Raw genomic sequence first — 22,192 nt, 5'->3', positions numbered from 1 at the left:
TTAAAATCAGTTCTATTCAAAAGGAAGATACACTTTTTGTAACACTTCCTCGTATTCTTTTCTGCAATCACTCTTCGAAGTAATGCCTCCTCCTGCCTTGAAATACGTTCCTATACCGTCATTTTCAAGAAAGCGTATCATTACAGCCGAGTTGAGTTCACCATTATTATATATACCCATGACTCCTGTATAGAATCCACGGTCATAGCCTTCCGCCTCATGGATTATTTCCATAGTCTTGTCCTTTGGCGCACCTGTTATGGAACCTGCGGGCAACATTGCATCCAATATGTTTCCGATGTGCTTTTGATAACCAGTTGGCAACTTGCCGCTTATTTCGGAACTGGTCTGGAGAATATTCCCCTTATTGGTATGGAGCACATCAATATAACGGTATTTATCCACCCTTACATGCTCCGCCACACGGCTAAGGTCATTTCGAATCAGATCCACAATGGTAGCATGTTCGGCTGCTTCTTTTTTATCTCCCATCAACACTTGCTCTGCTTCGGGTAAGGACGCGTCAATCGTGCCCTTCATCGGATAAGAATATATCATTCCGTTCTTTATCTTCACGAATGTTTCCGGCGAGAAGCACACGAACCGTCTATTGCTATTATTGTCTATTAGTAGAATCTTATACTTGCCTTTAGCACGTAGGAAGATGTCCTCCAACGTAAGGTTGCAGTCCAAAGCAACCTTACAAGTAAGGTTGGCAAGATAACTGTTTCCACGCAAGATGTTGCTTTTGACGGTTTCAAAACTTTTCGTGTAATCTTCAAAATTTGGCTCAAACACTTTCCACGTCGGATGTTTGGTAGCCGAAGAGAGTGACTGCCGTTTTACATTGGTTATACCCTCAAAGTCATAAAGGCATTCATCGATAGCTATTTCAGACAGCTTCCGTATGTATGCTTCCGAACCTGCATAGTTGATGACAAAAAGGAAAGGCTCCTTTTCGTTAGCCAAATGATTGATACGGTCTATAATATTTTGTTTCATTGTCTTACATTTTAATGTTACTGAAACATCTGTCCATTATCTTATATCTTAGTTGAGCATTCTTGTTTGTTGGCATACTTATGCGATTTTATTATAAAATTGCAAAGATAGCTATTCCTTCGCAATATCATACTTTTTTTGCGATAAAAAAAGTAAAAAATGGAGAGATGTTGTTGAAAATCCAACTTCATCACTCCTTTGTTATTTATTGGTGTTCACTTTATATATAACACTAATGTTGTTGTAACCTTTAGGACTAACCTCCATGTATATAATCTTATGCGCCACAAAAAAGCATGGCACAAATCACTGCGCCATGCCACAATAAAAGAAAACCTTATAGTCAAAATAGAAATTAGCGATTCTAATTCTTATTCTGGTACTAATCTTTTTCTAGTACTTCGCATTCTGAGGATCAAAGTTGGTCCAACCATTCATCCAGTTGTTGCTGCCATCGAAGGCTCCGATGTAGGTTACAGTGTCGAAACCTGTCCAGCCAGCGAAACTTGCGGCACCAAGCAATGGGCTTCCTGCGATAGGAGTATAGCCATCTGCACCAACCAATGAAGTCCATGAATCAAAATACTTGTTGCTCTGCTCTGAGAAGAAGAAGGTGTTGCTGTATGACTTCTGATTCTTGTCGATATCCTGCTTCTTTGCAGCATCGTAGAGATAATCCTCATACTTTTTGTTGGCATCAGTACCAACGGCATCCATACCTGCGAAATATACATTCTGAAGCTTGAACTTGCCATCCTTGGCATCCTTCACGGTTTCACCCTTCTCACCATCAACAATCAAACCGATAGGCCAGCCTAAGGCTACAGAGTTGATGCAGTTGAGGTTAGAAGAACGACGAATCTGCATGGCTGACTGGAACTTGCCGAGAGCTGACCCGTTGTTTGGATTGTATGCTCCGGCAGTGATATAATCTGTGGTGTTCTGGAACTTGTCATCCAATACCTTAGGACCTACGAAGGTGATGTTAGAGAAGGTAGCCTTGGTACGAGGGTCCACGGTAGCACCATCAGCGCAGTTGTCGCTCTCGAAACCGTTGCTCTGAGAGGTATCGGCTATCTTGCTGTCGCGCAGAGAAAGACCATACTGCACCTTTCCTGAGAAACCGTTATCGGTATCGAAATCATCATCCCAGCCCTTGTAGGATACGAGATACTTGCAGTTTACTGTACCGCCAAACCACTCGAAGGAATCATCATTGGAATAAGATACCTGAACGTGGTCAATCTCTGTGCCTGAACCTACAGAACCTAAGGTTAAACCATTAATCTCCTTATCCTTCTGGAATGGATAACCAGCAAACTCAATGCGTACATAACTCAAGGCTCCTGAGTTGTCAGCATCATCTGCGCCACCATGCTTGGTACGAGGACCACCCTCTATCTGCTGCTCATGCTGGTTGTTCTTAGCCTTGCCGCAGAGGATGATGCCACCCCAGTCGCCAGGCTTTCTGCTGCCGGCAGCCTCTTCAGATGTAAAGACGATAGGCTCTGTGGCTGTACCTTTGGCGATGAGTTTGCCGCCACGCTCAGCGATGAGTGCCGCCTTGGTCTGCTTGTCGCCCTTGATGATAGTTCCCGGTTCGATGGTAAGCTCAGCACCATCTGCAATATATACCCATCCCTTGAGGAGATAAGTGCCTTTCTTCAAAGTCTGCTTGCCTGTGAAGACGAATTCCTGATCGCCGTTGCCAATCTGTGTTCCGTTGGCGTTTTCCTTGTCATCTGTTCCGAAGAGGATGTGGTCGCAAGCCTTCAAGCCACCATTGGTTGTCCACTTGTAAACTACTCCTGATCCAGGATTTGGAGAAGGAGTTGGATCGTCATTGTCACTGCTGCAGCTGCTCAACATGGCAGATGCTGCGAGGATGCCCATGCATCCTAAAAAATACATCTTGTTCATCATTGTTTTCTGTTTTATTAAACAAATATCTAATATTATCTTTCTTGAAATTCTACGGATAGTCTCTAAAATTTATAGATTGCCTGCAAACCGATGTTTCTGCCCGGCTTGTAGCATCTTGCTATTTCTTCTACTTCCTTCTTGCTTCCGTCGCTATACGTTACATCGGCAAACTGCTTGTAATATATCTTTTCTGCAAGAAGATCCCTTACGTTGAGCTTCAGCTCCAGATGGTTGCCGAATTTCTTAGCCAGCGAGAAGTCGATGGTGTTGCGAGGCATCTCGTAGCTGTGAGGCACTCTGGCGTTTGAGTCATCGCCTGTGCTTCCCTCGCTTCTGCCCACACCGATGATTCGCTTGCCTATGCGGTTGTAAAGCAGGGCGATATCCATCTTTAATGGCTCGTTCTTATAGAAGATGCCGGTGTTGATAAGGTATGGCGACTGACCCTGCATCGGTCTGTCTTCTTCCTTCGCTCCCTTCTCAAACTGCACCTTGCTCTTGATGAGAGCACCGTTAAACGACCAACTGAAATCCTTCAATCCTATGAATCCGAGATTCTTTCTGATATCCAGCTCCACACCATAGTTGTTAGCACTCTTCGCATTCTTGTAAGAGTAAATCAAGTCAGTGCCACCTGCCACCGTATAGGTCCACTCGATAGGAGAATCGAAGTGCTTGTAGAAGACTGCCAGCGAAATGAGCTCTCCACGGGATGGATACCACTCATATCGCAGGTCGAGGTTATCGACATAACAGTTCTTCAACTCAGTGTTTCCCTGCACATTGCTGGCAAGGTCGAAGTCGTAATACACCGACGACGATACTTCACGGAATTCCGGGCGGTTAATACTGCGGCCATACGACAGTCGCACCTGGTGCTGGTCGTTGATCTTATATGTTGTATTGAGAGATGGAAAAACATCATCGGTCTTGTAATGACGGCTCGATTCACTCTTCTCGTAGTCACGGGAATTGGAGATGAGTTCCATATCATTATGCTCGAAGCGGACACCGGCGTGGATGCCGAGTTTGCCAAAGGGGAGAGACAACGTCAGGTATCCTGCGCCTAAGGTGTTGTGTCCGCGGTAGTTGTTGCGCATCTGCTTTTCCTCCAGAAGATACAGCTTGTCGTAACCCATGTTTGCCTCGCTGGAGAGCAGGGTTGGGATGTCGCTGTGGCGGAAGTCGGATGGCAGGTTGTTATCTGAAACATTCCAGTTGTAGATGAAGTTGCGGGTCTGGTATTCTCGGCTGCGATACTCCCCGTAGGCACCCACTTGCAAGTCTGGCTCAAAGTTGCCAAACTTGAAGTGGTGCTTGTCATTTACACCAAGAGAGAGAATGTGTTCGTCGAGTTGAGTCCACTCGCGGGATATGTCGTTGCCGGTGCTCAGGGCATAAACGCCCGATTCTAGAGCATCGTCGATGAGGTATCTACGACGGTCAGGCAAATGGCGGTTGGCATACGCATACCCGATACTCCAGTCAAGGGCATCGCTAGTGAAGGTGTGCTTACCGGTAAGCTGACCGTTATATGTAGTTCTACTGCGGTAGTAATACTCTGCGCTTCGCTCCAGGTTCGACTGGGCGCTCACGCCATCACGCCAGGTATATCGGCTGGTAGCCAACTGGTTGAAGATGTTCTTGAGCTGATACTTGTGATTGCCGTCCTTGGAAAGGAAGGTGAAGTTGAGCATTGCTCCGAGTCTCACGTTATTATTATACTGATCGTCAATAGAGTGACGAAGATAGTTTGGCTTGTCGTTTGCCGCATCATAGATTCCATAGAGATTGTTCTCCATATTCTCGTAGGTGCGGTATTCGTTGGTATAGTTCAGGGCGGCGAGCATGCCGAGTGTTCTTCCGCCGAGCATCCAGCGCTGGTTCAGGCTGGCTGCCAGTTTCAAGTCGCCCAAAGGCTTCTTGTTCTTGATGAGCCAATCATTATTGAATCCGTTGCCCAGGAGCGAAGTAGCATAATCGCCCACTGGTTTTCCGTTGGCATCGAGCTGTGGATTCAAGTCAGCATGGATGCCCCCATTCAGGTTTCTCAAGCCATTATCGAACCCAAGGAAATCGGTTCCGGAACCTTTTGAGTAAGAAAAGTCCTTGAAGGCAGAAGATGTATTCCAGTTTCCGCCCACGGCGATGTTGAAACTGTTTTCTGCCGGAATCTCCTTGGTGTTGACGATGATGAAACCGCCTGAGTAATCAGCGGGATATTCAGCCGTTGGCGACTTCACGATGGTAAGGTTGTCAATCTGCGAACTTGGGATGATGTCGAAGGAGAATGCCCTGGAATCAGCCTCAGAACTAGGCACTGCTCCTCCGTTCACCCACACATTGTTGTAGCGCTGTGACAATCCGCGAACCATCACGAATTTATCGTCGATGAGGCTCACGCCTGGCACTCGGCGTATCACCTCACCCGCATTCGTATCCTGAGTTCTGGATATTTCCTGTGCCGAAACATTACTCACGATGACGGGACTGCTTTTGGCCACCTGTATCATTGCCGCATCCGTATTACGCCTTTCCACTGCGGTAATGGTCACCTCTTTCAGCTGCTGTTCATCAGGTTGCAGCGCGATCACCTGGTCTGCGTCCTTCGCCTGAACCCCGTCAATTTTTTGAGTCTTATATCCTACATAGTTAATATATAGTGTATATTTCTTTTCTTTATCCAATCCATCGATCTGGAAGTTTCCGTCGATGTTGGTGATAGCCTTCACGTTGGTTCCATCCACAGTGACGACTGCACCGATGAGTGTCTCTTTCGATTTCTGGTCGATAACCACACCCTTAATCTGTTGCGCCCACGTTGGCATGCTAGCCGCCGAGAGCAATCCTAATACAATAATTCCCCTTTTAGCATTCATAACCTATATCGTTTGATTACGGTTGCAAAGGTACGGCAGTATTATTACATTGCGATTGCGATGAGATTGAAAGGCATTGACGAAGCTGAGACAATGGTGTTACGGTTGCAATAACTAAAGATATTTAAATATTTAACCCGATATTTGGAGATAAATAAAGGAGTCCACTTTAAAAAGTAGTTTTTGGTTCTTTTTCCTACAAAATACCATTTGATTATCAGGTGGTTACGTACATATAAAGATATACTATTTATGAGAGAACGCCAAAAAATCCGTAGCCACATTGACTACATTCGAAGAATTTCATGACTTTTACCATTATTCTTTAATACGATAACATTAAGCTACAAATACATAATAATGGTTGCTGACCTGTGATGTAATAATGGAAACACACAAATATTTTACATCCTCAAAAACTCCGTGAATCGTTATATTCTCGGGCAGGTGCAGCTGTGATAGAGATTTACTCGACGTGTTTCGATTTTTATCGTTAAAAATACCCGAGTCATAACAAAATCTTTTATTAATTGAATATCAGTGGATTAAGCACTTTTAAAAGTGTAACTACTAACGATTTAGAAACGAGCTATATTCTTTTTCTTTCACAACTTTGCAATATACAAAGAACGCTTTGATTACAAGTGCAGAGATAAATTGAAATTTTGAAATACAATTATTTTTGCTCATTTTTTCACTTTCTTTAATGGATTCCCTTGGCAAGCCCTTTGGCACTTTACCTACTTCAAGGTATTGCAAATATATACCGATTTTCGTACCTTTGCAGCCGATTTTGAATATTCAAACCAAGAATGAAGGTACGATATGCTTATGTGTCTGTGCTTTTGCTCATGTCCTTCTCAACAATAGCAAATGTATGGGCATCGTCTTCCCTTTCTCCTGACGGAAGGGCTTTCTCTTATGCTGTGTCGAGTGATACAGTAAGGGAGAGTCGTGCCTTGTCAGAGGGCGATGGCGACTCTGTGGAAACGCAAAAAGAAGATTCCATCTTTAAGACGCTCAACCTCGGCGAAGTGGTGGTTACTGCTGCCATGAAGGAGGTGGAAATGAAGGGCGATACCACGGTTATCAATGCCAATGCTTTCCAGACTCCTGAAGGAGCATACCTCGAAGAACTCTTGAAGCGAGTGCCTGGATTGGAATACGAAAAGCAGAACAAGACGATAACATATAATGGTCTTCCCATCCACGAAATCAATGTCAATGGCGAGAGTTTCTTTGGCGGCAACAGCACCCTCGCCCTCGAAAACCTGCCAGCCAAGTTGGTGAGCAAAATCAAGGTGTATGACAAGCGGAGCGAACTGGAGAAAATCACCAAGGTGCGCAAGGGCGGCGAAAACTATGTGCTCGACTTGCAGACCAAGCGAGAGTTCAACGGCACGCTGATTACTTCGGCTGGCATAGGCAGGGGCAACAACGAAAAGAAGGAAGCCGAGTTAATATCCAACCTCTTCCGCCAGACTGGCGACAACATCTCCGTGATAGCTCGAAGTGGCAACCGATACATGACTTCTCGCTATCCCGACAACCGACAGGACAACGTGGCGATGAACTTTGCCAAGAAGTTCTCCAAGCGATTCACCCTCTATGGCAACATGATGTACAACCATTATGCCAGTGGCAACGAGAGCACCCTATATAGCGAGCAATATCTCACCACAGGCAACCGTTACCAGAACTCGGCATCCACCAGCACCAATCGCAACACGATGGGCAATGGTTCGTTGGGCATGAGGTGGAGCTTGGATGACAAGACCTATTTTAATATAGGTGGAAACTTCAGCAAGTCGAAGAGCGACAACACCAGCGACAGCCAGCAATCCACCTCTTCAGAAGGCGATGAGCGTATCAACAGCATCACGAGAAACTCGGATTCGAAGAGCGACAGCCATTCGTTCTCCGTCAATGCCGACATCACCCGAGTGTTCAACGACAAGGGTACGAGCATCAGCCTCACGGGTAGTTACTCCGACAGCAAGAGTACCAACGAGTCACATTCCCTTTCCGAGACCACTTACTATCAGTTGGAGAGCAGTCTGGGTGGCGATTCCGTGCTTTATCGCAACCAATACCAGCACTCCCCCTCCACCAATCGTGCCTATTCCGTAGGCATCAACTTGACGCAACCCTTGGCTGAGAACTTGCGCCTGCAACTCGGTTATCGCTATGCTGCCACACGACAGATGAGCGACCGAAGTACTTACGAGAGCGAGGTGTATATGGATAGCCTAAGCAACCACACTCTGAGCAAGACCATTACCCACGACCTCAGCCTCTACCTCAATTATGATGGCAAGCAATGGGAGGCAAATGCAGGAGTGTTGATGCAGCCCGAGCGCAGGAGTCTTGACCAAAAGACCGGCTTGCTCCACGCCGACACGGTAAGGACGAGTGTGAACTGGAACCCACAGTTGAATGTGTCATGGCATCGGGGCAAGACTCGCTTCGAGCTGAATTATGACGGTAGTAGCCGACAGCCCGACCTCGGTAGCTTGATGTCGCTCACCGATAATAGCGACCCGCTGCACATCACCCATGGCAATCCTTCGCTCAAAGCATCCTATAATCAGAATTTCCGATTGACAGGTAGGAACACGCGCCTCGGGCTTTCGGGCGATGTTAATTTCAGCAACACCTATAACAGTCAGACGCAAGCCGTCTTTTACAACCTTGCCACTGGTGGCACGGAGACTTATCCTGTGAATGTGAATGGCAACTGGAATATGCGTGCCAGTCTTCGTTATCAGAAGCGATGGAAGAAGCGGTTCAATCTCTCCGCTCGCACAGGTGCCAACTTTAGCCAAAGTGTAGCCTTGGTGAACGAGGGGAAGAGCGAGGAGCCAGACCGCAGCGTCACCCACAATACGTCGTATAATGCCAACCTTCGCTTGGGTTATCAGCCGAAATGGGGAGGCTTCGACTTGCAGGGCGATTGGCGTTATCGCCATGCCACCAACCAACTCCGGGGTACATCCAACTATACCCGAAGCTATAACTTTTCGCTGAATACCTATGCAGAGCTTCCTCTTGGTTTCATGGTCAAGAGTGATGCTGCATACTCTTTCCGTAACGGCACGAACATCAAGAAAGGCGAGGACGACCAAGTGGTTTGGAACTTGGGGGCATCTTGGCGATTCCTCAAAAAGAAGCAAGCCGAGCTTTCGCTCTATTGGTCAGATATTCTCAGCGACAAGAAAAACTATTATCGCAATGTTACGGCGACAGGATTGACGGAAAGCCGTACCTCACAAATTGGCAGCTACTTCATCATCAGTTTTAGGTATCGGCTGAATAAGCAACTGTGAAAAACATATTGAAAATCTTAGATATGTTATGATATCTCAACAAGACAGATGAGAAACCCTATAAATCATAATAAATTAGTATTGCACATTATTTAATAAATATGTACCTTTGCAGCCACAAATTAAAGGTAATATTTTGATTAATTATAAACATTTAAAAGAATAATAAAACAATGAAAATTTTAAAGAATTTTATCGGTCTCGCTGCAATAGCTCTCTGCCTCGGCTTCGCTTCTTGCAGCAGCGATGATGATGCGCCTTCTTATAGTGAGGTGGCAGTTGACAATTCTCAGCTCAAAACCCTTCTCGAAAGCAAAGGATATACATTCGACGAGAACGGCAAGTTGCTCCTTGACGACAAAGCAAACAGCACCACATCTCTCGACCTTTCAGGCACAAAGGTTGATACCGCTGCCTTGAAGGAACTTTCTGTTTTTCCTAATTTGAAAGAGTTGAACCTTAGCAGCAATGGCTATGGTCCAGTTTTCCATATCGCTTCACTTCCTTCACAGATTACAGGTCTTGACTTGCAAGGCAATGACATCTATGACTTCGACGGCTTGGTAACAGCCAAGGTTGAGAATGATGAGGTGAAAGCTACTATCCTTCATGAGTTTACAAAACTTTATCTCCCAGCTTCCTGCAAGTATAATGTAGAGGATTTGATGCCTTTCTATACAGAGAATGAGGCAGAGAATAAGACTGTTGACATGCAAATGGTTAATGATAAGGGTTCTTTGGAGAAGTATAATACTTTGAGAGAGATTCCAGATACTTACTTTGCAGCTTATTTGAAGATGAACTTTAGTTCGGTTTTCACTTCTGACGGAAAGTTGGACATCAGCAAACCTCTCGGTCTTGAAGACAGAGGACGCAATATTTTCTTGCAGTATGACACACAATATGCAGATATTGAAAAAATTGCTTCTATCGAAGGAATAGAATATTTTGTGAACAATCCTTTTTATGAGTCTTTTTATGTGTACATTGATGTTCAGGCAAGTACAGAAGAAACTAAGCAATTTGAATGTCACAGATTATCTCCAAGACAAAATGTCAAAGGCTTGGTCGTAAAAAAGACAAATTTTATTGGAGGACTAGATTTGAGCGACGCAACTGCTCTTTCTTCTTTAGGAATCAGTAACAATCCGTCTGTAACATCTTTGGATTTGACAAATACGGCTTTTCTTAATCAGGAAATAAAGGATTTTGATGCAACCATGTCAAACTTGTTAGATTGCAGAGATTGTAAGAATCTTGAGGAAATAAAAATCAACCTCAATAATAAAAAGGTTACATCTCAAATTATTTTGGCAAACTTGCCTAAATTAAAGGCTATTAATTTACAAAGTATTGAAGCAATAGGCGATTTGGCTCTTTGTCAATTACCAAACTGTGAAATTATTTATCCAATTAATTTGATTGCATATTATCGTAGTTCTAACAACAAGTTGTACGATTTTGAATCCAATCCACGCAGAAAGGTTTATTTCACTGTGTCACAAGATGTTTTAGACAAAGAAAGTACAAAGAACTTTGTCCAGACCTACTCTGCTCACTTGCAGAATGACAATAGTACATATTCAGAATATAATCCAGTAAACTGGAATTAATTTTAATAACAATTTAATTTTTTATTTATTATGTTTAAAAAAACACTTTTAATGGCGATTGCCTTCATCAGCATGATGGTTTTCGCAAGTACTGCATCAGCTCAGACAACTATCTATGGTTGCTTGGACAAAGTTTACATAAACAAGGACAAGAATCCTGTACATCAGAATGATGTTTCTCCTGCTCTTAACACAACCTTGACTCCTAATGGTGATGGTTCATACAAGTTGGAGTTGTCAGAGTTCAAAGTTGGCAAAATGCCTGCAAAGTTGAAGGTTGTTGCTAACAAAGTTGTTCTTGATGGTTCTACAGTTAACGAGTGTGACAATGCTATTATTTTGAGCTTTGGTGCAGGCTTGAAGTTTGACGCAACTATTGAGGGGTCTTATGATGCCTCTACAGGGAAGTTGGAATACACTGTAAAAAGTGTAGATGCGTCCTTCCTCGGTGTGGACTTCGATACTGAGGTTCATTTCACAACAGAATGTACAATAAAATAAATTAACTTAGGTCTTTCCCTTAAAATATAAGGGAAGACCTTTGTTTGTTACATGATGAAAGCAAACTTCAAGAAAAACATCGCCTTCCTATCTTTGCTTTTTTTCGCTGTTTTTGCATTTTGTTCTTGTTCTTCTGATGAAGAAATCACTAACTCTGATGCAAATTCTGAACTTGTGAAAGAGGCAACAAACTATCTCAATGGCGAGATTGTACTTAGTACAAATGCAACGATGAATGGAGTGAACAAAACCCTTTTACCAGAGGGATGTCCTACAAAGTTTAAGTTTGAGTGGAGTAAGACTGACGCACAAACATTCACCATTTCTTTGCTTGACTTCACGGTCGGAAACATGGGAATGATTATCAATTTTAAGTGTGATGTCAAGACCATGGTTCTCAACTCTTGGGAGCAGAAAGAATATACAGGTGATGGTTGGATAAAGTTTAAGGGTGAAGATGGCTCTGTATGGGGTACAGATACAGATGGCTCTGCATCAAGTGCAAAAGGCAGTAGCGTGCAAGGCTATTACAATGCCAAAACACACGAAATTCAGTTCATCGTAAACTATAACATGATGAATGTACGTTCAGAATGTTTCTTGCAAACAATAGACAAGAATCGCATCAACAATTATGCAGCTGAATTTGAACAGTACGAAAAAGACTTGGCTGCGTATAAAAAGGAGCACGGAATCAAATAAGAGACTGTAGCTTATATATAAAAGGAAAGAGGGATATGCCCAGACATGTCTCTCTTTCTTTTTGCAAGTAAAAATGAAGGGAAGAGAAACAAGCCATAGCGAGGCTGAAATCGTGTAAGAAATTGGAAAAAATAGAATAGCAATATAAATGAAGACAATTAGAAATGTAATGCTCATCGGCTTACTGCTGATACTCGCACTCCCTGTCGCTGCACAGCGAAAGGTGAAGTTCGGTATCTTCGACAAAGCCACTGAGCAGCCAATCATCGGCGCAGTCATCACCTACGCCGACAACGAGAAATTGAAGTCGCCACAGCGTGTTGTTACCAACATGGATGGTGAGGCTACCATCTCGGTGCCTCAGAGTGACAAGTGTTATTACCAGGTGGTATCCGTGGGTTACAACCCGCTGAAGGGAACCATCGGAAACGACAGCTCCCTCAAGCTCTTCATGACCGAAGACGTGATGAAGGTGAACGAGGTGGTGGTTACAGGTTCCCGCACCGCGCGACCAATCAAGCTCTCGCCAGTGAGCACGCAGGTGATCGGCGGTAAGGAACTGGTAGATGCAGGCTATGCCGACCTGACCAAGGCTCTGCAACAGGAGACACCGGGTATGAACATCCAGAAGGTGGGTTTCGGCAACGAAATCTCCATGCAGGGCTTGGATGCCCGCCACGTGCTCTTCCTGCAGGATGGTGAGCGATTGACGGGCGACATGGCGGGTAACCTCGACTACGAGCGATTCAACCTCCATGCCATCGACCGCATCGAAATCGTGAAGGGTGCCAGCAGTACCCTCTATGGAAGCCGTGCGTCGGGTGCCGTCATCAACCTCATCACCAAGAAAACTACCAAACCTATCGACATTCAGGCTGGTGTACGCTGGGGACAGATGAACGAGACCAACTACAAGAATCCTTCCAAGAAGGACTTCCTGTATATGTTTGAGAAGAATGCCGACCGCCCGAACATGCAGAGCTGGGTATCGGCAGGATTCAATGCAGGCAAGGTGACCTCGCAGACGGATGTGTGGTATTCTTCGAGCGATGCCTTCTACATGTACCAGGCGGAGAACGACAAGAAGGTCTATACCCAAGAGGCGAATCCTTGGCTCGACCACGACGTGACCATAACCAGCGTGGCTTCCCGTCCGCCAATGAGCATCGAGGGTACAGAGCATATCTCGGTATCGCAGAAGGTATTCTACGACCCTTTCAAGAATCTGGAGATTCTTGCCTACGGTAGTGCGTTCTATATGAATACCTACGACCTCATTCAGGATATGACCTTCAGTCAGGCGCGTGACTGGACGGCTGGAACCAAGATAAAGTACTCCTTCAAGGATTGGTTCAAGATTACCGCCTCCCTTCATGGCGACTTCTACGACCGCTTCAAGCGACATGAGCGTATCGACGAGCGTACCAAAGTGTATAAGAGCCGTATCTTCCAGCCTCGCCTCTCCATCACCTCGCAGAAGTTCGAGGGCCACGACCTCATCCTCGGTATCGAGCACCTGAGCGATGACCTGACGAGCGACCGGTTCAACGGCGATGCCTCCCACATCATGCGCACCCGTTCATTAAAAGAGACGGAGGCTTTCCTGCAGGACGAGTGGACGATGAACGACCACTGGATGGTTTCGGCAGGTGTGAGAACCAACTTCAGCCGTGCCTTCGGACTGATGGCGATGCCTAAGATTGCCTTTAAGTGGAGTCCTTCGGAGCACTGGGCATGGAGAGCCAACTACTCAATGGGCTACCGTTCGCCAAGCATCAAGGAGCTGTTCTTCAACTGGGACCACCTCGGCATGTTCATGATTAAGGGTAACGAGGACCTGAAGCCTGAGAAGAACAACTACGTGAGCCTGGGCACAGAGTACTCGAACGACAACTTCTTCATCTCGGGCAATGTGTATGGCAACTTCTTCCGCAAGAAGATAGAGGGCGTATGGCGCATCTACGACATGCAGTACAATTTCGAATATACTAATCTGTCGAAGCAGAACCTCATCGGTTTGGAGGCCATCATGCGCTGGCACTTCCTCAACCATTTCACGATGAATGCCACTTACAGCTACGTGAACGTGAGCAAGACGGATGGCATCCAGGTGAACACCACTTCGCCTCATGCTGCTACGGCGAGCCTCGACTATAAGTACAACAAGAAGAACTACCGACTGGGTGCCACCTTCTCGGCAAGCTACATGGGTGAGAAGAAGTTTGATGTGCAGGACCGACTCTCTGTAAACGGTGAGAGCCACGATGCCTACTTCCGCTGCCAGTTGCCACAGTATGTATTGTGCAATCTGTCGGTGATTCAGACCTTTTATAATAAGGTAAAGGTGACGGTGGGTGTGGATAACATCTTTAATTACGTGCCAAAGACCTTAGGTTCGGGCATCACCATGTTTAACGTGCCAGCCACGGCAGGAGCCAAGGCGCATGTGCAGGTGGAAGTGTTGGTAGATGAATTGGTAAAAGCATTTAGAAAGAAAAAATAATGAAGAAAGCATTACTATATATAATAGGTATGGCAGCCGCAATGACGAGCTGCGTATCTTATGAGGCTGAGGACTTCACTGGTCATACCTTGCCCCGAAAAACAGGTTATAGCACGGGTGTTACGAACGACTGGCTCTATTTTGACCTGAAGACAGGACATCGCTATAATGTGCTGAATCCTAACCAGAGTGTCATCGCCTATATTGACGGCAAGCCGATAGAGGAATATTTCCATTATAAAGGTACTGCCAAACTCGTAAAGTATTGGAGCGAAGGTGTGCAGAAGAACATCTTCGAGGATGCAGAGCGTGATGCAAACGGCGATACCATCTTTACCAAGAATCAAGCCACTGGCAAGTTAACCTATAAGACGGTGAAGCGCCAGGCAAGCAGCATTATGGTGATGGAGAACATGGAGGATGACCCCAATACGATGGCTTATCCTGCTACGGAGTGGGACCTCGCCTTCGATGGTTACCAGCTCCGCACCAACAGTGGAACGAGCGGCATAGGCAAGGGCGGTGCTGCCGACCTGGGCTATGGCGAATATGACAAGTGGACGAGCAAGGCGCAGGTGGATGCTTATCTGGCTGAACACAACATGACTTTCGCCGTGGATGATTCAGCAAGCGTCTATGTCACCATGTCGCGGGAAGACTGGAACAAGTATTGCATCGCCAACAAACTGGATATGAACGAGAACCCTTGGTTCGACCCGAACAATGGTCCTGCCAAGCAGTTGGTAAGCGGCAATCCGGTGCTCGAAAAGGCAATGACCTTCTCTGGTCCACCTCCAGTATATACTCCTTCTTTCCATACCTACGTAATCCGTTCGTGGGATGGCGAGAGATATTACAAGCTCCAGATTATCTCCTGGTATGATGCCAATGTGCAGATAGGTGATGAAGGAGGAAGAATCAGTTATTACTTAGATGAATTAAAATAAATATTAAACATTATGAAACAATTGAATTGGTGGAAATCCATCGCTTCGTTCCTCGTGGTACTCTTTACCATGCCGTTGGGACATGCGCTGATGATGATAATGGATAAGACGATGACTCCTGAAGCTGTGCATTACTCAGCCTTCTTCATGGGGTTGGCAGGTCTTATCATGGTAGTAATCGGTGTCTTCGTAAAGGGAGACACCAAACAGACTCTTTGGGGACTTTTCGGAGGTCTGCTTTTCTGGACCGGTTGGATAGAATTTCTGTTCCAGTACTATGCTACCCGCTGGGGTACACAGCCGGAGATGGAGAATGGCGAAGTTGTGACTCGCCCTGAATACCTCATCCTCCCTGCCACCTTCGGCATGTGGATGATGGTGATGGTACTCTACATCTTCTCAACCAAAAACGGATGTAACTTCATCAACTGGTGGCAGCGTGTTCTTTTCCGTTCCAGCAAGAATAAGATTGCCGCCCGTCCGATGACACATCATACAAGTATCGTCACCTTCATGGAACTGAACATGATTCTCTGGACTAGCTATCTCCTGTTGATGTTCTGCTACGACAAGAATTTCCTCGGCGACCATCATCCTGTCACCTCCATCGTGGCAGCGGCTTGCCTCATTGGCAGTTTCTTCATCTTCAGGAAACAGTTGCGTTTGAGCACATGGGGAGCCAATATCCGTATGGCTATCGCAACGGTTGTCGTGTTCTGGGTACCTGTGGAAGTGCTTGGTCGCTTGGACTTTTTCAAGGAGATTTGGATTGAGCCGGAGAAGTATATCACCCAGATGATTTGCATCCTCGTGGCATTCGTGGCATTGCTCGTCTATATCATGTTTGCAGCTCACAAGAAGAAAAGCCATGAGTAACAAGAAACTATATTGGTGGAAATCCATCGTGTCGATGGGTGTGATATTGGGAAGCATGCCCGTGGTTCACTTGGTGGCACGAGTATTGAAGGACAACTACGACGGCACGCAACTGTTGGGTGCTGGCATGGCTGTGGGATTCGTGGGCTTGGTGATGGTGGTGGTCGGTGTTTTCGTCAAGGGACAGACTCGCCAAACCTTGCTCGGACTTATCGGTGGCATGTTCTACTGGACAGGTTGGGTGGATTTCCTCTTCATGTATTATGCCCATCGTTGGGGCACACATGCTGAGATTGACCCAGTGACAGGAGAAGTGTTGAGCCGCCCTGAATATCTTCTGCTCCCTGCCACCTTTGGCTTGTGGGCAATGGTGATGTTGCTCTACATCTTCTGTTCCCGAAATGCCTGCAACTTCCTCAACTGGTGGCAGACGCTCTTCTTGGGGAAGAACAAGCGACTCATCGCCGCTCGCCCGATGACACGCCATACCAGCATTGTTACCTTCATGGAAATCAACGCAATGCTCTGGACTTGCTATCTCCTGCTGATGAACCTCTACGATCCTCAATTGTTTGGTCGTGAGAATCCAGTCACCTTCGGTGTAGCCTTCGGTGCCTTGCTTTCCGCCCCATACGTATTTCGCAAGCAACTCCACTTGCCATCGTGGGGAGCAAACATCAGAATGGGTACGGCAACGGTCATCGTGTTCTGGATAGCGGTAGAGGCATTTAATCGCACGGGCATCATCGGGAAGCTCATTGCACATCCGAGCGAATATCCTTGGCATTGGGTGGTAATGGTGATAGAACTTTGTTTCTTGGCAGGAAAGATTGTCAAGGATGCAAGGGCGAAGAAAGAAAAGAAATAAGATAGATAATCAGATAAGGAAATCAATGAAGAAAGGAACTTGGAGAAAACAACATAAATGGCTTGGTATCGGCTTGAGCTTCTTCATGCTGATGTTCTGCGTGTCAGGCATCCTGCTCAATCATCGTTCACTCATCAAGGATGTGAACGTGAGCAGGAAGTACCTGCCAAGTCGTTATGAGTTTCGGAATTGGAACGGTGGATTGCTACGAGGCACGCTTGACATTGGCAAGGATTTAATGGTAGATTCAATGAGGAATGTGGATTCTTGTCGCCAACTGTTGCTTTATGGCAATGGTGGCATCTGGCTCACCGACTCCAAGGCTTCCTACTTCAAGGATTTCAATGAGGGGTTGCCAGAAGGTGCCGACTATAGGCAAATCAAAAATGTCATAAGGCTTGATAATGGAAGGATATTTGCTGTCTCACCTTTCGGGCTTTATCGCTATGGAGTGCATAACAAATGGCATGAGGTGAATATGTCACTGGAGGATGAGGAGAAATTTACGGACATCGCTTCGCATGGCGACACCCTTGTAGTGCTCAGTCGTTCCTTTGTCTATACCTCGCTTCCTCCTTATAAGACTTTTAAGCGCATTCAACTTCATGCGCCAAAGGATTATGACGGCAAAGTAACTGCCTTTCGTACCGTTTGGCTACTCCATAGTGGAGAACTTTTCGGAATAACAGGAAAGATTGTGGTTGATGCCATAGCCATTATTCTTGTGGTTCTCTGTATTACGGGTATCGTCTTTTGGCTGAGACCGAAGCGAAAGGCATTACTGCAAACCTCGCTTCATCTGCATGACAGAATCGGGCGATATACTATCATACTTGCGCTCTTGATTGCACTGACGGGTTGGTGTCTCCGCCCTCCTGTGATGATAGCATTAGTGTTAAGCAAGATTCCGTCTATCCCAGGCACAACACTCAGAAGCAAGAATCCTTGGAACGACAAGCTCCGCATAATTCGTTATGATGAGAGCTGCCATGATTGGCTATTATCCTCATCGGAAGGATTTTATTCATTGAACATCAAAAATGCTACAGTGAAAGTTATTACTTCTGTTCCACCTGTCAGCATGATGGGATTGAATGTATTACAGAAAGATGCAAATGGTAGATGGCTTTGCGGTTCATTTAGCGGCTTGTTTGTTTGGGACAGACAACAAGGAACTGCTACCGATTACTTTACGAACAAACCTGCACCGAATGAAGCAGGAGCACCATTCGGAAAGAAAGCTGTCGCAGGTATGAGCCAAGACTTTTCCACCCCTGTCGTAGCGGAATATTACGAGGGAACAAACTTTGCCCCTCAACCTTCGAGCATGAACCAACTTCCGATGTCGCTTTGGAATGTGGCATTAGAGGTGCATAGTGGCAGAATTTTCATTGGAACGATAGCCACATACATATTCATCTTTGTTATGGGCATTCTTGCGTTTTGGTGCTTGTGGTCGGGCTATAAAATTAGGTTAAAAAAGAAATAACATTGCACAAAATCCAATTCTCATTAAATGCGAAAACAAACTGATGGTGGCGAGGTAAAAATACATAAATATTGGAGTTTATATACGTTTTTTAATGTATTGCACCTTATCTTTGCGTATCGGAAATCATCCATAACCAAAGTAAGAGAAATTGAAAATGGCAAAGAGAAAAAACTTTACATTACTTCTCATTGCACTCTTTTGCAGTTCTTTGGCTCATGCACAAAAGCAAGTTCCTGCAGAACGGAAAGACTCCATTGACAATGGAAGTAATATTATAAAAATAGTTGGAAATCATTCCAACAAGGGTGCGGCCAACAATGCCCTTTACGTGTTGAGTGGTCAGGCTGCTGGTGTCAATGTGACATCCAACGGTCTGGATCGTATGAGCTATGCTCAATAGTGTGCGAGTACGTGGTACAACCTCCATACTGCAAAGATGTCTGGATCTGAACAAAAAGCTGAAGCAGAACAAGGGCTACGAGTAAGAGCTGACATAAGCATTACATAAACAAGGACATTTAATGTGTCATCTATTCAGGAACAAAGGGCAGACAAATCCGACTTTTCATAATTCTGTATGCAATGCCAAGGGTAAGCGTTGCCTTTGTGCTGTCTTGGTTATGCGAGAACTAACTTTTAAAGTTTGCACGGGCAAGTTCCGTGCAATGTTATCAATGATAGTGCAAATCGAGAGCAATGAAGCTTGCTTCAATTGCCTAGGTGAAGCCTATCTTATGAAACTATCAATAAAACACAGTAGAACTCAGAACTGTATTATTATATACATGTTCTACACTGCGATTAGGATTCCAGCCCAAAGTGAGGATTTTCTAATCGCAGTTTTTGTTTTAATAACGTTTGTGTTCAACCATGATAGTTTAATTTTATTCTCATGTGCAAAATGTAAATATGAATTTGAAAGATAACACTAAAGACCAATAGACAAAAGTCACGTTAGAACCGTATTTTTGTAATAAAAGACACAGTTTTGTTTAAGTAAGTATAATTTTGCTGTTTATAAGTTTAATTCAGTTTAAAATATCAACATAAAAGTTCTTCGTATCTGCATTTTTAGTACTTTTGCAAATGGAAAGAAAGAGGCTGTATACCTCCGCAATATGTATAACATTTAAAAAAGGAGAAAACTTGAGTTTTTCTTTCCTATGGCTAAGGCTTTAAAAACTATAGTTACCAAGTCATGCAAGGATAGCAGAAAATTTTCTCAAGCGGACTCGTTGCATTATTATGAAACTAAGGTTTATAATTATTATAGCATTATCCATATCGAATAATATGGCATTTGCTCAAGAATGGAATTTAACAGGAAGACTATTTGATAAAGCAGAAGGCTCTTTACCGTTGGAAGCCACGGAAATAATAGTAAGTCATCTTGATGGAGAAACTATCTCCAGTGGTTTTTCTGATAATCAAGGAAAGTTTACATTCTCTTTACCGTCAGGAAAGTTTGTCGTCAGATACAGACAATTAGGTGATATATTAAAAGCTGACACCATTGACGTACACAACAATGTTGATTTGGGCGATATCATGTTGACTGTGAAGGAGCACACACTGAATGAGGTGATGATTACCTCTCAGCGCAGACTATTTAGCCAGAAAGCTGGCAAACTTGTTTATCTTGTTCAAAACAGTCCCTTTGCCAGTGGTTTCAATATGCGAGATATGCTCCATAATATTCCTCGTATAGATCCGACAAGTGATGAAATAAAGATTATTGGCAAAAACGGTGTAGTTGTTTTGGTTAATGGCCATCGCATTAACTTAGATGGTAAAGATTTGGATATGTACCTACGCACCTTACCATCTGAAAATGTAAGCAAAATAGAACTTGTAACCAATCCTTCTGCCGAATTTGATGCAGAAGGCAATTGCGGAGTAATCAATATTATTCTAAAGAGTAAGCCTGTGGGGTTTGATGGGAATGTCCACACGGTGTTAACACAACGCTCTCACTTTAGCGCAGAAGAAGGATTTGGACTGTCTTTTTCTTCAGGCAATTTTTCTGTTGAATACAAAATAAATAATTCCAATGAAAAGCGCCGCCAAATAGTACAGAATACTTATTCTTATCCTGACTATATGCGCTTTACGACCGACAATACTTTAAATAGGTATGACATACTAGGCCAGAATCTAAATAGCAATTACCAATTAGGCGATTTGAATTTGGGATTTTTTGCAACATTAAATAATTCTCGCAGTAAAGCCCACCAAATAGGGCAGATGACTTTCAATGCAGACGCATATCCATCGAATTCTTATTCCGAGTCGAATCACGATAAATACCGTTTGGAGACAATCTCCCCCTATGTGGACTGGAAACTTGATAGCTTAGGAAAAAAAATAACGATAAATTACAACTATATCCATGTCATTGACAAAATTAATCAGAATTTTGATTCGAGTACAGCACACAGCTTCTCGAACAGCAATAATGATTATAGCTATATCGTCAATACCCTGAGCGCAGATTTAAACCTTCCATTTACTTGGCTAAATTTTGAGTTAGGTGGAAAATATTCCCATTTCAGGACCAATAATGTCTCTGAGTTTGGAATTAGAAATGGTTTTTTATATAAAGAAACGGTAACAGCCTTCTATGCAGATGTCAACCGAATGTTTGGTTCTTTTTACGCCAAAGCTGGTTTACGGTATGAACACACCAATGATGATGGAATAACCTTGGAAGGACTGTCCGTTTCTAATAAATATGATCACTGGTTTCCATTTGCAGAAATCTCATACAATCCTTCAGATAATCATTCCTTTGCCTTAAGCTACAGCAAACGTATTGACAGACCTTCTATGAATGATATGAATCCTACACGTGTTTTTCGTAACACCTACACATACACCGAAGGTAATGATAGACTTACACCATCGGTCATGGACAATTTGGAGTTTAACTATGTGTTTAAAGGGAATTTCTCTTTTAACCTGTATTATTATCACACATCTGATGCCATACAGAATCTGACTCAGGTAGTGAATGACTTGTTCACCAAGTATTCTCCAAAGAATTGTCTTACCATTAATACTTTTGGTACGGATGCTAGTTATAATTTCTCATTTGGAAAATTCAATTTGTATTCAAGTGTATCTATGTTCTACGTTAAAGCAAAATCTTACATTGACGAGCTGGATGACAAAGATTTGCGAAGTCTGAACACATCTTTTTCTGCCAATTTAAATTACCGTTACAAAGTCTTGAACTTTTATGCGAACTATTATCATGTGCTTCCAGGAATAGAAGAATCCTTTCACACTGGAAACATCGATTGTGTCGGCTTAGGATGCAAGATTGATATTATTAAGAACAAACTTCTTTTGAATATACAAGCCCAAGACATCTTTAGTGGTACTAAGAGCAATAACAGAACTGAATATAAAGATTATGTCTTTAGAAACAGAATAAACAATGACAACACCTCATTCCGTGTGGGATTGACTTATAATTTCGGCAAGCAAAAAGCTAAAAAGGCAGATATAAACATCAGCAACAATGAGACTAATCGCTTGCCTGATATAAAGAAATAAGA

At 44.1% G+C, this 22,192-nt stretch carries 14 protein-coding genes; 11 read left to right on the top strand and 3 right to left on the bottom strand.

Annotation, left to right across the window (positions count from 1 at the left end; all coding sequences use genetic code 11):
- Positions 1-12: 12 nt before the first annotated feature.
- From ONT18_RS07625 to ONT18_RS07615, 3 genes are all read right to left on the bottom strand, one after another.
- The gene (locus tag ONT18_RS07625) at positions 13-1,002 is read right to left on the bottom strand and encodes an aminodeoxychorismate synthase component I (RefSeq protein WP_089544702.1); all 990 of its coding nucleotides are present in this window, start codon (positions 1,000-1,002) and stop codon (positions 13-15) included.
- Positions 1,003-1,395: 393 nt separating this feature from the next.
- On the bottom strand, positions 1,396-2,925 hold the full coding sequence (locus ONT18_RS07620; protein ID WP_264904774.1) for a hypothetical protein: 1,530 nt from the start codon (positions 2,923-2,925) through the stop codon (positions 1,396-1,398).
- Positions 2,926-2,987: 62 nt separating this feature from the next.
- Positions 2,988-5,804 (bottom strand): TonB-dependent receptor, encoded by a 2,817-nt coding sequence (locus ONT18_RS07615; protein WP_264904773.1) that lies wholly within the window; start codon positions 5,802-5,804, stop codon positions 2,988-2,990.
- 812 nt (positions 5,805-6,616) lie between these two features.
- Here ONT18_RS07615 and ONT18_RS07610 point away from each other — a divergent pair.
- The 11 genes from ONT18_RS07610 to ONT18_RS07560 all read left to right on the top strand — a co-directional run bounded on the left by ONT18_RS07610 (position 6,617) and on the right by ONT18_RS07560 (position 22,190).
- Positions 6,617-9,130, top strand: a complete 2,514-nt coding sequence (locus ONT18_RS07610; protein ID WP_264904772.1) for an outer membrane beta-barrel family protein — start codon at positions 6,617-6,619, stop codon at positions 9,128-9,130.
- Positions 9,131-9,303: 173 nt separating this feature from the next.
- The gene (locus ONT18_RS07605; RefSeq protein ID WP_089544698.1) at positions 9,304-10,743 is read left to right on the top strand and encodes a hypothetical protein; all 1,440 of its coding nucleotides are present in this window, start codon (positions 9,304-9,306) and stop codon (positions 10,741-10,743) included.
- A gap of 30 nt (positions 10,744-10,773) precedes the next feature.
- Positions 10,774-11,244 (top strand): hypothetical protein, encoded by a 471-nt coding sequence (locus tag ONT18_RS07600; protein ID WP_089544697.1) that lies wholly within the window; start codon positions 10,774-10,776, stop codon positions 11,242-11,244.
- Between the two features lie 54 nt (positions 11,245-11,298).
- Positions 11,299-11,946: a DUF4903 domain-containing protein gene (locus tag ONT18_RS07595; protein ID WP_394334031.1), complete on the top strand. Its 648-nt coding sequence runs from the start codon at positions 11,299-11,301 to the stop codon at positions 11,944-11,946.
- Between the two features lie 148 nt (positions 11,947-12,094).
- Positions 12,095-14,449, top strand: coding sequence for a TonB-dependent receptor (locus ONT18_RS07590; protein WP_264904771.1), 2,355 nt, complete (start codon positions 12,095-12,097; stop codon positions 14,447-14,449).
- Entirely contained in the window at positions 14,449-15,396 is a 948-nt protein-coding gene (locus ONT18_RS07585; protein WP_367398922.1) for an HmuY family protein, read from the top strand. The genes ONT18_RS07590 and ONT18_RS07585 overlap by 1 nt, the downstream gene beginning before the upstream one ends.
- A gap of 12 nt (positions 15,397-15,408) precedes the next feature.
- Positions 15,409-16,272: a hypothetical protein gene (locus tag ONT18_RS07580; protein ID WP_264904770.1), complete on the top strand. Its 864-nt coding sequence runs from the start codon at positions 15,409-15,411 to the stop codon at positions 16,270-16,272.
- The gene (locus tag ONT18_RS07575; RefSeq protein WP_264904769.1) at positions 16,265-17,140 is read left to right on the top strand and encodes a hypothetical protein; all 876 of its coding nucleotides are present in this window, start codon (positions 16,265-16,267) and stop codon (positions 17,138-17,140) included. The genes ONT18_RS07580 and ONT18_RS07575 overlap by 8 nt, the downstream gene beginning before the upstream one ends.
- Positions 17,112-18,629, top strand: a complete 1,518-nt coding sequence (locus tag ONT18_RS07570) for a PepSY domain-containing protein (protein ID WP_264904768.1) — start codon at positions 17,112-17,114, stop codon at positions 18,627-18,629. Before ONT18_RS07575 ends, ONT18_RS07570 begins: the two co-directional genes overlap by 29 nt.
- 157 nt (positions 18,630-18,786) lie before the next feature.
- On the top strand, positions 18,787-19,032 hold the full coding sequence (locus tag ONT18_RS07565; RefSeq protein ID WP_264904767.1) for a hypothetical protein: 246 nt from the start codon (positions 18,787-18,789) through the stop codon (positions 19,030-19,032).
- A gap of 893 nt (positions 19,033-19,925) precedes the next feature.
- Positions 19,926-22,190 carry a TonB-dependent receptor domain-containing protein gene (locus ONT18_RS07560; protein WP_254918965.1) on the top strand — a complete coding sequence of 755 codons (2,265 nt, stop codon included), beginning with the start codon at positions 19,926-19,928 and terminating at the stop codon, positions 22,188-22,190.
- Positions 22,191-22,192: the final 2 nt, after the last annotated feature.

Source organism: Segatella copri, assembly GCF_026015295.1.
Taxonomy (GTDB): Bacteria; Bacteroidota; Bacteroidia; order Bacteroidales; family Bacteroidaceae; genus Prevotella; species Prevotella copri_C.
This window is presented reverse-complemented; position numbering and strand designations above follow the sequence as displayed.

Coding starts and splice junctions, on each gene's coding strand:
- ONT18_RS07620 (WP_264904774.1), bottom strand. CDS start 2,925: ATGATGAACAAGATGTATTTTTTAGGATGCATGGGCATCCTCGCAGCA.
- ONT18_RS07580 (WP_264904770.1), top strand. CDS start 15,409: ATGAAACAATTGAATTGGTGGAAATCCATCGCTTCGTTCCTCGTGGTA.
- ONT18_RS07600 (WP_089544697.1), top strand. CDS start 10,774: ATGTTTAAAAAAACACTTTTAATGGCGATTGCCTTCATCAGCATGATG.
- ONT18_RS07570 (WP_264904768.1), top strand. CDS start 17,112: ATGCAAGGGCGAAGAAAGAAAAGAAATAAGATAGATAATCAGATAAGG.
- ONT18_RS07585 (WP_367398922.1), top strand. CDS start 14,449: ATGAAGAAAGCATTACTATATATAATAGGTATGGCAGCCGCAATGACG.
- ONT18_RS07625 (WP_089544702.1), bottom strand. CDS start 1,002: ATGAAACAAAATATTATAGACCGTATCAATCATTTGGCTAACGAAAAG.
- ONT18_RS07610 (WP_264904772.1), top strand. CDS start 6,617: ATGAAGGTACGATATGCTTATGTGTCTGTGCTTTTGCTCATGTCCTTC.
- ONT18_RS07605 (WP_089544698.1), top strand. CDS start 9,304: ATGAAAATTTTAAAGAATTTTATCGGTCTCGCTGCAATAGCTCTCTGC.
- ONT18_RS07575 (WP_264904769.1), top strand. CDS start 16,265: ATGAGTAACAAGAAACTATATTGGTGGAAATCCATCGTGTCGATGGGT.
- ONT18_RS07615 (WP_264904773.1), bottom strand. CDS start 5,804: ATGAATGCTAAAAGGGGAATTATTGTATTAGGATTGCTCTCGGCGGCT.
- ONT18_RS07565 (WP_264904767.1), top strand. CDS start 18,787: ATGGCAAAGAGAAAAAACTTTACATTACTTCTCATTGCACTCTTTTGC.
- ONT18_RS07595 (WP_394334031.1), top strand. CDS start 11,299: ATGAAAGCAAACTTCAAGAAAAACATCGCCTTCCTATCTTTGCTTTTT.
- ONT18_RS07560 (WP_254918965.1), top strand. CDS start 19,926: ATGGCATTTGCTCAAGAATGGAATTTAACAGGAAGACTATTTGATAAA.
- ONT18_RS07590 (WP_264904771.1), top strand. CDS start 12,095: ATGAAGACAATTAGAAATGTAATGCTCATCGGCTTACTGCTGATACTC.